This is a genomic window from Nocardioides sp. P4_G10, from assembly GCF_056401175.1.
Genome location: NZ_JBFUJV010000012.1, coordinates 1 through 14,531, shown reverse-complemented (window position 1 = coordinate 14,531; position 14,531 = coordinate 1). Strand labels below are relative to the sequence as shown.

The 14,531-nt window shown below is 72.1% G+C and carries 16 protein-coding genes; 4 read left to right on the top strand and 12 right to left on the bottom strand.

Annotated elements, in window-relative coordinates; translation table 11 throughout:
- Positions 1-9: 9 nt before the first annotated feature.
- Genes panD through AC1DP1_RS13480 form a run of 3 tightly spaced genes read right to left on the bottom strand, consistent with a single transcriptional unit; the run spans position 10 to position 2,293 of the window.
- Positions 10-426 carry an aspartate 1-decarboxylase gene (gene panD / locus AC1DP1_RS13490; RefSeq protein WP_477507275.1) on the bottom strand — a complete coding sequence of 139 codons (417 nt, stop codon included), beginning with the start codon at positions 424-426 and terminating at the stop codon, positions 10-12.
- On the bottom strand, positions 426-1,364 hold the full coding sequence (panC, locus tag AC1DP1_RS13485) for a pantoate--beta-alanine ligase (RefSeq protein ID WP_477507274.1): 939 nt from the start codon (positions 1,362-1,364) through the stop codon (positions 426-428). Before panC ends, panD begins: the two co-directional genes overlap by 1 nt.
- On the bottom strand, positions 1,361-2,293 hold the full coding sequence (locus AC1DP1_RS13480; protein ID WP_477507273.1) for a Rossmann-like and DUF2520 domain-containing protein: 933 nt from the start codon (positions 2,291-2,293) through the stop codon (positions 1,361-1,363). Before AC1DP1_RS13480 ends, panC begins: the two co-directional genes overlap by 4 nt.
- Positions 2,294-2,460: 167 nt before the next feature.
- On the opposite strand from AC1DP1_RS13480, the gene AC1DP1_RS13475 reads away from it, so the two are divergent.
- Both AC1DP1_RS13475 and AC1DP1_RS13470 read left to right on the top strand, forming a co-directional pair.
- Complete coding sequence (locus AC1DP1_RS13475; RefSeq protein WP_457188529.1) at positions 2,461-2,841, top strand: PadR family transcriptional regulator; 381 nt, start codon at positions 2,461-2,463, stop codon at positions 2,839-2,841.
- A complete protein-coding gene (locus AC1DP1_RS13470) occupies positions 2,838-3,551 on the top strand; it encodes a hypothetical protein (RefSeq protein WP_477507272.1) in 714 nt (237 codons plus the stop codon). Before AC1DP1_RS13475 ends, AC1DP1_RS13470 begins: the two co-directional genes overlap by 4 nt.
- Before the next feature lie 30 nt (positions 3,552-3,581).
- Here AC1DP1_RS13470 and AC1DP1_RS13465 read toward each other — a convergent pair whose 3' ends face one another.
- The 5 genes from AC1DP1_RS13465 to AC1DP1_RS13445 form a co-directional block, all read right to left on the bottom strand.
- Entirely contained in the window at positions 3,582-4,247 is a 666-nt protein-coding gene (locus AC1DP1_RS13465) for a methionine ABC transporter permease (protein WP_457188525.1), read from the bottom strand.
- Complete coding sequence (locus tag AC1DP1_RS13460) at positions 4,244-5,272, bottom strand: methionine ABC transporter ATP-binding protein (RefSeq protein WP_477507271.1); 1,029 nt, start codon at positions 5,270-5,272, stop codon at positions 4,244-4,246. The genes AC1DP1_RS13465 and AC1DP1_RS13460 overlap by 4 nt, the downstream gene beginning before the upstream one ends.
- Positions 5,273-5,300: 28 nt before the next feature.
- Positions 5,301-6,242 carry a MetQ/NlpA family ABC transporter substrate-binding protein gene (locus AC1DP1_RS13455; protein ID WP_477507270.1) on the bottom strand — a complete coding sequence of 314 codons (942 nt, stop codon included), beginning with the start codon at positions 6,240-6,242 and terminating at the stop codon, positions 5,301-5,303.
- 223 nt (positions 6,243-6,465) lie between these two features.
- A complete protein-coding gene (locus AC1DP1_RS13450; RefSeq protein WP_300049253.1) occupies positions 6,466-7,416 on the bottom strand; it encodes a glycosyltransferase in 951 nt (316 codons plus the stop codon).
- Positions 7,413-8,543, bottom strand: a complete 1,131-nt coding sequence (locus tag AC1DP1_RS13445; protein ID WP_477507269.1) for a sulfotransferase family protein — start codon at positions 8,541-8,543, stop codon at positions 7,413-7,415. The genes AC1DP1_RS13450 and AC1DP1_RS13445 overlap by 4 nt, the downstream gene beginning before the upstream one ends.
- Before the next feature lie 55 nt (positions 8,544-8,598).
- Here AC1DP1_RS13445 and AC1DP1_RS13440 point away from each other — a divergent pair, with 55 nt between their 5' ends.
- The gene (locus AC1DP1_RS13440; protein ID WP_477507268.1) at positions 8,599-9,717 is read left to right on the top strand and encodes a glycosyltransferase family 2 protein; all 1,119 of its coding nucleotides are present in this window, start codon (positions 8,599-8,601) and stop codon (positions 9,715-9,717) included.
- A gap of 129 nt (positions 9,718-9,846) precedes the next feature.
- Here the strand turns inward: AC1DP1_RS13440 and AC1DP1_RS13435 are convergent, their stop codons facing one another.
- The 3 genes from AC1DP1_RS13435 to AC1DP1_RS13425 all read right to left on the bottom strand — a co-directional run bounded on the left by AC1DP1_RS13435 (position 9,847) and on the right by AC1DP1_RS13425 (position 12,320).
- Positions 9,847-10,800 (bottom strand): glycine betaine ABC transporter substrate-binding protein, encoded by a 954-nt coding sequence (locus AC1DP1_RS13435; RefSeq protein ID WP_477507267.1) that lies wholly within the window; start codon positions 10,798-10,800, stop codon positions 9,847-9,849.
- 63 nt (positions 10,801-10,863) lie between these two features.
- Positions 10,864-11,622: an ABC transporter permease gene (locus AC1DP1_RS13430; protein WP_477507266.1), complete on the bottom strand. Its 759-nt coding sequence runs from the start codon at positions 11,620-11,622 to the stop codon at positions 10,864-10,866.
- Positions 11,622-12,320, bottom strand: coding sequence for an ABC transporter permease (locus AC1DP1_RS13425; RefSeq protein WP_457188511.1), 699 nt, complete (start codon positions 12,318-12,320; stop codon positions 11,622-11,624). The genes AC1DP1_RS13430 and AC1DP1_RS13425 overlap by 1 nt, the downstream gene beginning before the upstream one ends.
- A gap of 3 nt (positions 12,321-12,323) precedes the next feature.
- Between AC1DP1_RS13425 and AC1DP1_RS13420 the strand changes: the two genes are divergently transcribed.
- The gene (locus tag AC1DP1_RS13420; protein ID WP_477507265.1) at positions 12,324-13,307 is read left to right on the top strand and encodes an ABC transporter ATP-binding protein; all 984 of its coding nucleotides are present in this window, start codon (positions 12,324-12,326) and stop codon (positions 13,305-13,307) included.
- Positions 13,308-13,310: 3 nt separating this feature from the next.
- Here AC1DP1_RS13420 and AC1DP1_RS13415 read toward each other — a convergent pair whose 3' ends face one another.
- Positions 13,311-14,411, bottom strand: coding sequence for a GNAT family N-acetyltransferase (locus AC1DP1_RS13415; protein WP_477507264.1), 1,101 nt, complete (start codon positions 14,409-14,411; stop codon positions 13,311-13,313).
- Positions 14,412-14,531: the final 120 nt, after the last annotated feature.

Below are 14,531 nucleotides of genomic sequence, written 5' to 3'. Positions count from 1 at the left end.
CCGCGCAGGCTATCGAGCGACGAGGTCGCCGCGGGACAAGGTCTCGTCGCCGAAGGTGTCGGCGGGGTCGAAGCCGGTGCCCATGATCTTGTTGTCGGCGTCGACGAAGACGACGTGCGGCTCGAGCTGCTTGGCCTCGGCGGTGTCCATCTGGCCGTAGCCGATGAGGATGACCGTGTCGCCGGGGTGCACCAGCCGGGCGGCGRCACCGTTGATGCCGATGACGCCCGAGCCGCGCTCGCCGGCGATCGTGTACGTCTCGAGCCGGGCGCCGTTGGTGACGTCGACGATGTGGACGAGCTCGCCCGCCAGCAGGTCGGCGGCGTCGAGCAGGTCCTCGTCGACGGTGACCGACCCCACGTAGTGCAGGTCGGCCTGGGTCACGGTGGCCCGGTGGATCTTGGACTTCATCATCGTGCGCAGCATCAGCTGTTCCTTCCAGAGGTGGTCGAGGCCGCGGACGCGGTCCCCGCCAGGGCCGCATCGGGGACGATGCGGGCGAACGTGAGGGGCAGGTTGTCGATCAGCCGCGTGGTGCCGACGCGCGCAGCGACGAGGATCCGGCCCTCGCCGGCCTCGGGTGGCTCACGGAGGTCGGTCGAGGTGAGCGCGAGGTAGTCGAGCTCGAGACCGGCCTCGGCCTTGAGGACCGACATCGCGGCCCAGCGCGCTGCAGGGACGCCGTACGCCGCCCGCTCCTGCGCGGCGCGCAGCGCCCGGCTGAGGGCGAGCGCGGCCGCCCGCTGGTCGTCGTCGAGGTAGCGGTTGCGGCTGGACAGGGCCAGGCCGTCGGGCTCGCGGACCGTCTCGGCGCCGACGACCTCGATGCCCATGCACAGGTCGCGGACCATCCGGCGGATGAGGACGAGCTGCTGGTAGTCCTTCTGCCCGAAGACCGCGACGTCGGGGCGGACCAGGCCGAACAGCTTGGCGACGACGGTCAGGACGCCGTCGAAGTGCCCGGGCCGCGACGCCCCGTCGAGGATCGTCGCCAGCGCGCCGGGTGCCACGGTGACGCCGTCGTGGACGGACTCGTGGCTGAAGCCGCCGGGATACATCTCCTCCACGCTGGGGGCGAAGACGACGTCCACCCCCTCGCGCGCGCAGACCTCGAGGTCGGCGTCGAGGGTGCGCGGGTAGCGGTCGAGGTCCTCGGTCGGGGCGAACTGCATCGGGTTGACGAAGATGCTGACCACCACGGGCCCGGTAGTGGCGGCCCGTGCGGTCCGCACCAGGCTGGCGTGGCCGTCGTGCAGGGCGCCCATCGTGGGGACGAACGCGATCTTCTCGCCGGCGCGGCGGGCGCCGGCGAGCAGGCCGGCGAGCTCCTCGCGGGTCGACGCGAGTGCGGGGGTCGTGGTCATCGAGCGTGCCGGTCCAGCGAGGTCGGGACGGTCGCCGCGTCGAGGACGCCCAGCATCTTGGTGGCACGGATGGGCAGCAGCCGGCCATCGGTCACCGCCCGGCTCAGGGTGGCGCGGGCCATGGCGAGGTAGGACGGCAGTGTCTGCGGCGCCGTGGCCTCGAGGTCGGCCAGGTSGGCGCGGACGGTCTCCACGTCGCCGCGCACGATCGGGCCGGTGAGGGCCGCGTCGCCGTCCTCGAGCGCGTTGTCGAGGGCGGCGGTCAGCAGCGGGCGGAGCGTGGCGGCGGGGTCCTCGGCGCCGGCCGCGGAGAGGATCTCCATCGCCTCCGCGACGAGGGTGACGAGGTGGTTGGCGCCGTGGGCGAGACCCGCGTGGTAGAGCGTGCGGCGGTCCTCGGGGACCCACATCGCGCGGCCGCCCAGGTCGGCGACGAGCGACTCCGTGAGGTCGCGGTCGGCGTCGGCGGCGGTCACGCCGAACACGCAGCCGGCGAGGCGGGGCAGGTCGACCTCCGTGCCGGTGAAGGTCATCGCGGGGTGCAGGGCGACGGTGCGGGCGCCGACCTCGCGGGCGGGCTCGAGCACGGCCAGGCCGTGCCGGCCGCTCGTGTGCACCACCACCTGGCCCTCGCGGATCGCGCCGCTCGCACTCAGCACGGTGACGACGTTGGACAGCATGTCGTCGGGGACCGTCAGCAGCAGCAGGTCGCTGGCGCGCGCGACATCGGTCGGCTTGGCGACGGGGGCCCCGGGCAGCAGGTCGTCGATGCGACCACGCGAGGCGTCGGACTCGCCGGCGGCGGCGACGATGTCGTGGCCGGCGGTCCGGAGGGCGGCGGCCAGGACGGCGCCGACACGACCGGCGCCGATCACGCCGACGGCGAACCTCGGGTGCGACACCGGGCGGAGGACAGGGTCGTGCGTCATGTGGTGACCTCTTCGTTTCAGTCCCGTGGCGGGTACCGATCTACTGCGATCAACGTCGAGCGTACGCCCGCCGATTCCACGGTGGGAACGGAACTACGGCGTGACGAAGGCCACTCCCGCCCTCCGGCTGAGTTGACGCACTGACTAGTTGGTGTCACGATCTAGTCATGCAGACGCCGACCAGCACCGACGCCGGCTGGCCCACGGAGTGGATGCGCGGCGCGCTGGCCGTCTGCGTGCTCCACGTCATCGCCGACGGCCCGACCTACGGGTACGCCATCGCCAGCGCCCTCGCCGATGCCGGGCTCGGCACGGTCAAGGGCGGCACGCTCTACCCGCTGCTGGGCCGCCTCGAGGAGGCCGGCCTGGTCTCGGTGGAGTGGCGCGCGGGAGAAGGCGGCCCCGGCCGCAAGTTCTACGCCCTCACCCCGACCGGCGAGGAGGAGCACCGACGCCAGGTCACCCACTGGCTCGCCTTCGCCGACGTCACCAGCTCGTTCGTCCACGACTCCGCCCTCGCGGAGCCCTCCCGGAAGGAACCGTCATGAAGATCGACACCAACACCCCGCACGTCGAGGACGAGTGGACGCAGGCCTTCCTGCTCGAGCTGCGCCTGCGCGGTGTCGACGGGCGCCGGATCGGGTCCGCGCTCGCCGAGGTCGAGGCGCACTGCGCCGAGAGCGGCGAGTCCGCGCGGTCCGCCTTCGGCGACCCCGAGGCGTACGCCGCCGACCTCGCACCCGCCCCGGCACCCGCGTCCCCGGACCTGGCACGCGACGTGGCGAGGTCGGTGCTCGGCCTCGCCGGCATGCTGCTGACGCTCGCCGCGATCGGGGCGTGGAGCTCGGGCACGGAGGTCGAGCTCACCGCCGGCTTCCTGGCCGTGTCGGCGCTCGTGGTGCTGGTCGTCCGGCTGGCCGAGCCGCTGCTGCGCGCGGTCGTGAAGCACTGGTGGGTCGCCGTGGTCGGCGGCGGGGCGACCGTCGCGCTCTTCGTCGCCGTGCTGGTGACCTGGCGGCAGACCGTGGTCAGCGTCCCGGTCCTGCCCTCGCTCGTCGCGGGGCTGGCCCTCCTGGCCGCGCACACCGTCCTGACGCTGCGCGGGCCCGACCTCGCCGACCCCGTGGTGGGCCCCGCGGGCGCCGGCGGCACCGGGACGATGCGCGAGGGCACGGTGTCCCGCGGCCTCGACCGGCTCGGGCCGTGGCTCTTCCCCGTGCTCACCGCCGTGATGGCGATCCCGCTGCTGCTCCTCTGACGGGAGCAGGCACCGCGGCCAGCGTCCCGGTCAGCGGCGCAGGATGCGGCGCGCGGCCGAGTTGCCGGCCAGCTGGACGACCTGCACGAGCGCCACGATCGCGATGACCGCGGTCCAGGTGACGACGGTGTCGAACTGCCGGAAGCCGTACTGCAGGGCGAAGTTGCCCAGTCCCCCGCCGCCGATGACTCCGGCGACCGCGGTCATGTCGACCAGCGCGACGAACGCGAAGGTGTAGCCCAGCACCAGCGGGCCGAGCGCCTCGGGCAGCACCACGGTCCGGACGATGCGGGCCCGGCTGGCGCCGACGGACCGCGCGGCCTCGATGACGCCGGGGTCGACCGTCACGAGGTTCTGCTCGACGATGCGGCTGATGCCGAAGGCGGCGGCGAGCGTGAGCGCGAAGATGATGGCCGGGTTGCCGATGCCGGTGCCGACGACGACCCGGGCGAACGGCTGGACGGCCGCGATGAAGATGACGAACGGGATCGGCCGGAAGAAGTTCACCAGCACGTTGAGCACGAGGCTGACCGGGCGGCTGGCGTACAGACCGCCGCCGCGCGTGACATACAGCCCCAGCCCCAGCAGCAGGCCGAGGAGGCCACCGAGCGTCAGGGTGATGGCGACGATGTAGAGCGTCTCCCACGCCGCGTCCCAGAAGAGCGGCCAGAGCTCGCTCATGTTGGAGTCGGTCATCGCGGCAGCTCCTTCGCGGGGACGAGCGCTCGTACGGCGGCGACGGCGGCGTCCACGGCCGCGGGATCACCGTCGAGGGCGAGGGTGAGGTTGCCGAAGGTCTCGCCCTGGACCTCCTCGATGCCGCCGAAGACGAGCTCGAAGCGCACGCCGTGCTCGAGGAGCACCGCGAACACGTCGCTCTGGCGCACGTCGTCGCCACGGAAGGCGAGCTTGACGAAGCGACCGGCGTGCCGGGCGTGGAGGGCGGCCAGCGCCTCGACGTCGGGCTCGTCGTCGACGATCGTCGAGACGAACCGGCGGGTGACGGGCTGCTGGGGGTCGGAGAGCACCCGCACGACCGGGCCCTCCTCGACGATGCGGCCGGCCTCCATCACCACGACGCGGTGCGCCAGGCTGCGCACGACGTCCATCTCGTGGGTGATCACCACGATCGTGATGCCGAGCTCCCGGTTGACCCGGCGCAGGAGGGCGAGCACCTCCTGCGTCGTCTCCGGGTCGAGGGCGCTGGTCGACTCGTCGGCGAGCAGGAGCTGCGGGTTGGTGGCGAGCGCGCGGGCGATGCCGACGCGCTGCTTCTGGCCGCCCGAGAGCTCCTCGACGTGGCTGTGGGCCTTGTCGGCGAGGCCGACGAAGTGGAGCAGGTCGGAGATCCGCGCGTTCTGCTCGGCCTTCGGGACGCCGGCCACCTCGAGCGGGTAGGCGATGTTGCCCCACACGGTGCGCGAGCGGAACAGGTTGAACTGCTGGAAGATCATCCCGATCCCCAGCCGCACCTCGCGCAGCTCGCGCTCCTTCAGGCCGGTGATCTCCCGGCCGCCGACCCGCACGGTGCCCGAGGTGGTGGACTCGAGCGCGTTGATCAGCCGCACCAGGGTGGACTTCCCGGCGCCGGAGTAGCCCACGATGCCGACGATCTCACCGGCCTCGACCGTCAGGTCGACACCGCGGATCGCCTCGACGGGCGTCCCGCCGCGCGCGGACGGGAACGTCTTGTGCACGTCGGTCAGCTCGACGAGCGGCATCCTGGGCTCCTCCCCTACTGGCGTCGGGTCACTTCTGCGCTGCGGTGTCGGCCTCGACGTCGTCGAGCGACGCCTGCAGCTCGTCCTGCGGGACCTTCACCAGCTCGGCGGTGCCGCCGGACACGTCCTGCACGCCGTCGAGGACGGCCTGCGTCTCCTGGTAGACCTTGACCAGCTTGAGCAGCGTCGGGTCGTCGCGGTCCTCGGCGCGGACGGCGAAGACGTTGACGTACGGCAGCGCGTTGGGGTCCTCGACGTCGTCGGTGGCCAGCGCGTCCTCGAAGGAGAGGCCGGCCTTCTCGACGAAGTCGTTGTTGATGACCGCCGCGGCGACGTCGGGCAGCGAGGTGGGCGTGAGGTCGGCCTTGATCGCCTTGACCTGCACCTTCGAGGCGGACTCGTCGATGTCGGCGAGCGTGGAGTAGATCGAGCCGCCGTCCTCGAGGGTGATGAGACCGGCCGACTGGAGGATCARCAGGGCGCGGGCCTGGTTGCTGTCGTCGTCGGAGACGACCACGGTGTCGCCGTCCTGGATCTCCTCGACGGAGTCGACCTTGGAGGAGTAGAGCCCCAGCGGGTAGATCGCTGTCGAGCCGAGCGGCACGATGTCGTCGTCGTTCGCGACGTTGTACTCCGCGAGGTAGACGAGGTGCTGGAACTGGTTGATGTCGAGCTCGCCCTCGCTCAGCGCGGGGTTGGGCTGGGTGTAGTCGGCGAAGTCCTTGACCTCGAGGTCGATGCCCTCGTCGGCGGCGGCGTCGACCAGGACCTGCCAGTACGGGTCGCTGGCGCCGACGGTGCCCAGCACGACCTTCTCGCTCTTCTCACCGCTCGCGGCGCCGGCGTCGTCGCCGCCCCGGGACCAGAGGAAGCCGCCCACCACGGCGATGACCGCCAGGACGGCGATGCCGACCAGGAGCGGCGTACGGCGCTTGGCGGGAGGTGCGATCTGCGGGTGGTTCTCGGACATGGCGGAGCCTTTCGTCGTACGTCGTGGAGCGCAGGGACGCGCACGCGCTCGCGAACCCCCACTGGCCGTCGTCTAACAACACAAAGTTGATAGACAAGCATGACAAAGCCTTGCGACGACCTTAGACCGGTGGAACCCCCGGACACCAAACCGATATGCCCCGGACCGGTGTGAACCGCCTCACTGCCCCTCGACCGGGGCCCACCGGGAACAGCGGGAGCGCTCAGGCGCGCAGATGCAGCCTGGCGTGGTCGGGGTCGTCGACGACGAACGGCCGCGGCGCGCGCGGCAGCCAGACGTGGGTGACGTGGTCCACGACGTGCACGCCCTCCGGGGACTCGATCTCGACGACGCCCTCGGGCACCTGGCCGTCGTGGAGGGCGTTCCAGACCAGCCACTCGCGGCGCTTGCGCCGGTTGCGGATGGAGGTCGCGAACGACTCGGGGTTGGTCCAGTGCGCGAACTCGTCGCCGTCGAGCCACTTCAGCTCGACGCACAGGCCCTGCGGCAGCGCGAACTGCTCGATGCGGTCGGGCGTCGTGCGGATCTCCCACTCCGGCGCCTTGGTGTAGACGTAGTCGGGGCTCATCGGGAAGCCCCACTCCTCGATGTTGCGCAGGCCGAGGTCGAGGTAGGCCTTGCGGTCGGACTCGATGTAGAGGCCGTGGCGCGGAAAGCGGATGACCGCCTCGGCCATCCCGACCTGCCAGGACAGGTCGGCCATGGACACCTCGCCCTCGGTGGTGAGGACCATGTCGCCGTCCCACTTCCACGAGTAGCGGGTGCGGACGTGCGAGAAGCACCAGTTGTAGAAGTAGGCGAGCGAGTGCACGGAGCGCTCGTTGACCGCGAGGTGCTCGGCTCCTGCGCGCGCCACCTCGAAGGGGTACGCCTTCAGGGTGAACCGGTCGGACAGGCCGTGCTCGGCCGCGACCCGCAGGGCCTCCTCGCCGGTCCCGTCGTCCGATCCGTTGTCGACGAGCAGCACGTGGTCGCACGCGCGGAGCAGCGGCGGCAGCACGAACCGCAGACCGGGGGCCTCGTTCTTGACCCGCAGCACCGCGGTCGCGCCGCGCCGCAGCCCGCCGGGCTGGTTCCACGGCCAGACGATGTCGAAGTCCTCGTGGCCCTCGACGTTGGTGAGGCCGTGGCCGGAGCCGATCGGGATGGTCACGGCTGCGGGTCCCCGGTCGCGTCTCGAGTGCGCCCGAGGGCCTTGCGGACGCCGCGGCGCACCGACGGCGGGATCGCGGCGCGTRCGTCGTGGGGCACGCGGTCGGCGAGCGACCTCGATGTCCCCTCGGCCGTGGCATCGTGGAGCGCCCGTCGGCGGGCCTGGTGACGGGCGTGCTCGGCGGTCGAGCGGCTGATGGCAGCCGCCTCCTCGTAGAGGTCGACGTACTCCGCGCGGAGCTGGTCGAAGGTCGCGTGCGCAGCCGTGGTGTCGCCACCTTCGTCGGCGAGCTTGTTGAGCTCCTCCCACGTCTGGCCGGTGAGGTCGTGGAGCCGCTTGGGCAGCGCGAGGTCGTCGAGCGTGGCGGTGACCCGGCGCAGGTTCGGGTCGATGAAGCGGTGCACCTCGCGGATCTGGTCGCTGCGGGTGTGGATGATCGTCTGGAGGTCGAGCGCGTGGCCCATGGCCGTGGTCGTCCTGACCCAGTCGGTCAGCAGGTCCTCGTAGCGTACGAAGACGCGCCCCTGACCGGCGTCGGCCTCGCCCACGCCGTCGACGCTGCGCGTGGCCCGCTCGGTGTGCAGCAGCATGTTGACCCAGCTGGCCGCGAGGTGCGCCGAGCCGAGCTTGTTGGCGTAGTACTTCTGCTTGGAGCCGACCACCTCGGCGGGCGGTCGCAGCATGGTGGCGAAGACCGGGGTCGCGCCGGTGCGGATGGCGGCGACGCGCCACAGGCCGAGGAACCAGCTCAGCCGCGGGTCCTTGACGACCAGCTCCGGGTGCTCGGCGAAGTGCGGCTCGAGCCACTCGCTGACCCGGATCCGGGCGGGCTCGCGGCTGCAGATGCGACCGGTGTCGAACCACGCCTCCGGGCGGCTGTCGCTGACCTGCACCAGTGCCTCGCGCAGCCACTCGTCGTGGACGTCGACGACCCACTGCGGCTCGCTGAAGCCGCGCGGGTTGGAGTCGTCGGGCGGCACCTCGGGCAGCGGCACGTGCATGCCGAGCCGCGACACGATGCCGGCCAGGGTGCTGGTGCCGCTGCGGCCGKCACCGGCGACGAAGAGGACCTTCCGCGGGACTCCGTCGGGGTTCATCTCGTCGATGGCTCTCGGCTGCTCGGTCACGGCGGGCAGCCTACCGGCGTCCTGCCTGCCGGCCGGTGTCCTAGGGTCGTCGCCCATGAAGCGCCTCTTCTCCCGGGCACCGCTCCTCGGGGTGGTCATCCCGGCATGGGGCGTGGAGGACTACCTCGACGACTGCATGCGGTCCCTCGTCGCCCAGACGCACCGGCGCTGGGAGGTAGTGATCGTCGACGACGGGGCGACCGACCGCACCGGCGAGATCGCCGACGCGTGGGCGCGGCGCGACAACCGCATCAGCGTCGTGCACTCCGTCAACGGCGGCCTCGGCGCCGCCCGCAACCTCGGCGTCCAGCACGTGCGCGGCGACTACCTCGCCTTCCTCGACTCCGACGACGTGCTCCCGCCCACGGCGTACGCCGACCTCGTGGGCGCGCTCGACGACTCGGGCTCCGACTTCGCGATCGGCTCGATCGTGCGCTGGGAGGGCGACCGGCTGGTCGAGCCCCCGTGGATGCGGCGCCTCCACCGGCCGGTGCGCGGTGCACGCGTCGAGGACCGGCCCGAGGTGCTCGGCGACGTGTTCGCCTGGAACAAGGTGTTCCGCAGGTCGTGGTGGGACGCCCGCGGGCTGTCGTGGCCCGAGGGCGTGCGCTACGAGGACCAGCCCACCACGACGCGGGCGTTCCTCGAGGGCAGGTTCGACGTGCTCGACGAGGTCGTCTATCGCTGGCGGATCCGGGAGGGCTCGATCACCCAGACCCGGGCGTCCTCGCTGCAGGACCTCGGCGACCGTTGGGAGACCAAGCGGATGTCGCTCGCCTCGGTGCGCGACCACGGGTCGGCCGAGGTCGAGGCCGTCTTCGTCGACCGGGTGCTGGCCGGCGACCTCTGGCGCTACTTCCTGCTGGTGCCCGGGTGCACGCCCGAGTGGTGGCGACTGCTGCGATCAGGCGTGCTCGAGCTCTGGGGCCGACGCTCGCTCGTGCACAGCGGCCTGCCGCCGGTCCACCGGCTCGCCGGCTGGCTGGTCGAGCAGGACCGCCGCGCCGACGTCACCGCGCTGATGGAGTGGGTGGCCACGCTCGACGGCCCTGCGCCCCGGGTGCAGGACGTGGCGACCGGGGCCTGGCGACTGTCCGTGCCGCCCTCGGTGCTCGACGAGACCACCGTGGATCCCGCAGCGCTGGCGCTGCGGGACCACGAGGTCGACGTCTAGATCTGGATACGCCATGTCAGCGGCCTCTAGATCTCGGTACGCCTTGTCACCGGCTTCGTCCCTCAGCCGGTGGGCTACTCGATCTGGCGGCGCCCACGCGGCGCGCGCGAGCGCGCGTAGCTGCGCGGCTCACAGCAGGCCTTCGGACTCCAGGAACTCCTTGGCCACGTCGGCCGGCTGCTCGCGGTCGATCTGGACGCTGACGAGCAACCCACCGAGGGTCTCGTTGTCGAGCGCCGCCATCAGGTCGTTGAGCGGGCCCTCGATGTCGGGGTGGTCGGCGAGGAAGTCGGTCGACACGGCCGGGATGAGGTTCTGCGCGGGCTGGATGCCCTTGTCGTCCTCGAGCAGGAGCAGGCCCTGGTCCTCCAGCGTGCCGTCGAGCGTGCTGGTCTGGCCGAGCTGGGCCTCGCCGTCGAGGACCGCCTGGAACGTCTCGGTGGAGGCGTAGCCGAGCGGCTCGAGGGTGATGTCGATGCCGTAGGTGTCGACGAGCCCCTTCTCGCAGTCGGTGCGGCCCTTGCAGTCCGGCGCCGCGGCCAGCGTCACCTTCTGGCCCTCGAGGTCGGAGAGCTTGGTGACGCCCTCGGAGTCGGAGAAGTCCTGGCTGGTGAAGTAGCCGTTGGCGGAGAACGCCGGGGAGGGGTCGAGCAGGGTGATGCCCTTCTCCTCGAGCAGCGACGCGCCGGCGTCGATCGTCTCCTGGGCGTCGCTGGTCGACAGCGGCTTGGCGTCGGGACCGTTGGCGTCGGTGTTGAGCTGGTCGACGATGCCGGCGACGTACTCAGGGGCGATCTGGACGGAGTCGGGCATCTCGTTGAGGTAGATCGGGCGGGTGTCGACCAGGCGGGTCTCGACCTCGTAGCCCTCGGCCTCGAGGACCTGCTGGTACATCGCGGTGACGAGCGCGGCCTCGTCGAAGCTCTGGCTGCCGATGACGACGGAGGTGCCGTCACCGCCGCCACCGCCCGATCCGGAGGTGGGCTCGTCGTTCTCCGAGGCCAGGTCGTCGCCGGCGCACCCGGCGAGCAGGGCGGTGAGGGCCAGGGCGGTCACCGCCATCAGCGGACGTCGTACGTGCATGTCGTTCAACCTTCTGTGTCCCGTGGCCGAGCCACGCGTGTCCGGTGATGCGAGCGGGTCCGCTCAGCCCCCGGTGGGAGCCTCTGACACCGTAGTCGAGGGCACCGACAGCGCGTCATCACGATCCGATGACGGACCGCTCGGCATGGGGTCGACGGCGCGCTGGGCGGCCGCCGCGGCCAGCTCGAGGACCAGCGCGACGACGGCGACGACGACCGCGCCGGCCATGCCCTGGGCGTAGTCGTTGCGCGCGAAACCTTCGGTGATGATGCGACCGAGTCCCGGCCCGGCGACCAGGGCCGCGATGGTGGCGGTGGCCCACACCTGCACGAGCGCGAGGCGCACGCCCGACGCGACCACCGGCAGCGCGAGCGGCAGCTCCACGCGCCGGAAGCGCTGGACCGGCGACATGCCCATGCCGTCGGCGGCCTCCTGCACGTCGGAGGGCACCTCACGCATCCCGACGTAGCCGTTGGTGATGAGCGGCGGGAGGGCGAACAGCACGAGCGCGATGAGCGTGGCGAGGCCGGCACGGCCGTAGGGCCCGAAGTCCGCCGACCCGGGCCAGTCCGCCGCGACCAGGATGGCCAGCAGCGCAAAGGTCGGGACTGCGCGGCCGACGTTGGAGATGTTGACGGCGAGGAAGCCGCCCTTGCCGAGGTGACCCAGCCAGAGGGCGAGCGGCAGCCCGAGCAGCATGGCGGCCGCGAGGGCCGTCGCGGTGAGCAGCAGCTGCTCCAGCAACCGCGCGACGAGGCCCTCCGCGCCGGTCCAGTTGTCGGCGTCGAGGAGGTACTGCCAGGTCTCGGAGAAGAGCTCCATCAGCGCGCCCCTGCCGTCCAGGGCGTCAGCACCCGTTGCAGCAGCACCAGCAGGACGTCGAGGACCACGGCCAGCACCACGCACAGCACCGCGGCGGTCATCAGCTCGGCCCGGAAGTCGCGCTGCACGCCGTGGGAGATGAGGTCGCCCAGACCGCCGTAGGCCACCAGCGTGCCGACGGTGGTCAGCGCGACCGTCGAGACGGCCGCGACGCGCAGGCCCGCCATCACGACCGGGAGCGCGAGCGGCATCTCGATGCGGGTGAGCATCCGCGCGCGGCCGTAGCCGAGGCCGCGCGCCGCCTCCCGTACGTCGTCGGGCACGGACCGGAGCCCGTCGAGGAGCGCACGGACCAGGATCGTCAGCGCGTAGAGCCCGAGCCCGATCACGACCGTCGCCGCGGAGAGGCCGGTGAACGGCACCAGCAGTGGCAGCAGCGCCAACGACGGCACGGTGTAGACACCGGTGCTGAAGCCGAGCACGAGGGACTCCAGCCGCGGGATCCGCCGGGCGAGCAGCGCCAGCGGGACCGCGATGACGATGCCGAGCACGAGGGCGGCCAGCGTGATGCCGATGTGCTCGACGAGGGCGTCGGTGATCTGCACGTGGCGGTCCTCGACGTACTGCCAGCAGAACCACTCGTTGACGAACCGGCTGTAGCAGGTCGGCCCGGAATCGGCTGCCCCCAGTATGGTCACCGCATGGACGCTACACGGGGCGACGAGCCGATGATCCGGCTCCAGGGCGTCGGCAAGACCTACCCCGACGGGACCGTTGCCGTCCACGAGCTGGACCTCGACGTCGCACGCGGCGAGATGGTCTGCCTCGTCGGCCCGTCCGGGTGCGGCAAGTCGACGACGCTGAAGATGATCAACCGGCTGATCGAGCCGACCACCGGCCGGATCTGGCTCGACGGCCAGGACGTCACCGACGTCGACCCGGTCGAGCTGCGCCGGGGCATCGGCTACGTCATCCAGCAGATCGGGCTGTTCCCGCACCAGCGCATCGAGCAGAACGTGATGACGGTGCCGCTGCTCTACGGCGAGTCCAAGGCCACCGCGCGCGAGCGCGCCCACGAGCTCCTCGAGACCGTGGGCCTCGAGCCGGGGCAGTACGCCCGGAAGTACCCGCACGAGCTGTCCGGCGGTCAGCGGCAGCGCGTCGGCGTCGCACGCGCACTGGCGGCCAACCCCCCGGTGCTGCTGATGGACGAGCCCTTCGGTGCCGTCGACCCGGTCGTGCGCGGCCGCCTGCAGGACGAGTTCCGCCGGCTGCAGGACGAGCTCGGCAAGACCGTGGTGCTGGTGACCCACGACATCGACGAGGCGATCCGGATGGGCGACCGTGTCGCCGTCTTCGCCACGGGCGGCCGGCTCGCGCAGTACGCCACCCCCGGTGAGCTGCTCGCCCACCCCGCCGACGAGCAGGTGGCCGACTTCGTGGGTTCCGGCGGCCTCCGCACCCTCACCGTGACCCGGCTCCGCGAGGAACACCTCGAGCCCCTCGACGGCGTCGCCACCGGCGACCTCGGCTCGGCGATCGACATCGACTCCTCGCTCGAGGACGCCCTCGCCGCGATGCTCCGCGACGACAAGCCGATGGTCGGCGTACGACGCGGGCCGACGTTCCTCGGCGTGCTCACGCCCGCCGGCGTGCACCGCGCGCTGCGGCGCTCGCTGAGCTGAGCCCTACGTGACCGTCACGTCCTTGTGCCAGGACTCCGTGACGTACTTCGTGCCCCAGCCCATCGCGGTGTAGAGGCCGTCCGCGCCGGTCGGTGAGTCGGCGTCCACCTCGAGGCCGACGCGGTCGCGGCCACGGGACGCGGCGTCGGCGATGATCGTGCGGAGCAGGCCGGTGGCCACCCCGCGGCCGCGCGCGGACTCGAGCACGCCGAGGTAGGCGACGTACGACCCGTCGGGCCCGGTGCCGCTCTCGCTCACCGTGCCGACCAGGGCACCGGCCGGCTCCGGCTCGCCACCCTCACCGTCGACGATCTCGGCCAGCCACCAGTGGTCCCAGCGGTGGCCCGGGTCCTCGCGGAGCCGGTGGATGAACTCGTCGAAGGTCTCCTCCGTCGAGTTGAAGTGGTCGGTGAACGCACCCTCGAGCACGTCGTGCACCGCGCGCAGGTCCCCCTCGTCGGGCATGCCGTCGGAGTCCTGGCCGCCCTGCCGCTCGACGAGGCGGAAGACGACGCCCTTGCGCTCCCAGCGCGCCGGGTCGGGCACGAGCTCGGCCTCCGCGGCCTCCACCGAGCGGCTCATCTGCCACCAGGTGCGCACCCGCTCGAAGCCGGCGTCGGACAGCCAGCCGTGCTGCCGCTCGTCGTCGGCGAAGGAGCCGGTGTCGATCTGCTGCTCGGCCAGGCCACGCGCCGCGCCGACCGCCCGCGCCTGCGCCTCGGCCCAGTCGAACAGCACCTCGCTGCAGCGGTCCGCCACCCGCTCGTCGACCTCGCGGCCGACGATGTGGACGAAGAGCATCCGGCCCTCGGCGCGGTCGTGGACGCTGCCCCACGCCTGGATCCTGCCCTCGGGGTCGCGTACGACGAGGTTCTCGCGCATGGCCACGCCGCGCTCCGACACCTCGACCCGCACCTCGTCCTCGCCCGAGCCGGGCCAGCCGCGTCCGGCCCGCTCGTGGTCGCGCAGCAGCTCGGCCAGTCGCTCGACCGTCGCCGCGTCGTCACCGTCGGGCGTCTCGGCCACCCAGCCCGCCGGGAGTCCCGGGTCCTCGGGCAGCACGTCGACGGGGTCGCTCTCGAACCGGTTGTCCTCGGGGATCACGAGCGGCCATTGTTCCGTACGCGCTCCCGGGCGGTGCGCCAGCCACCTTTCCGACGTACCGAATGCAGGTGCGGCACCGCTGCTCGGCGCGCCACGCCCCACACGCAGAAACAGCGGTGG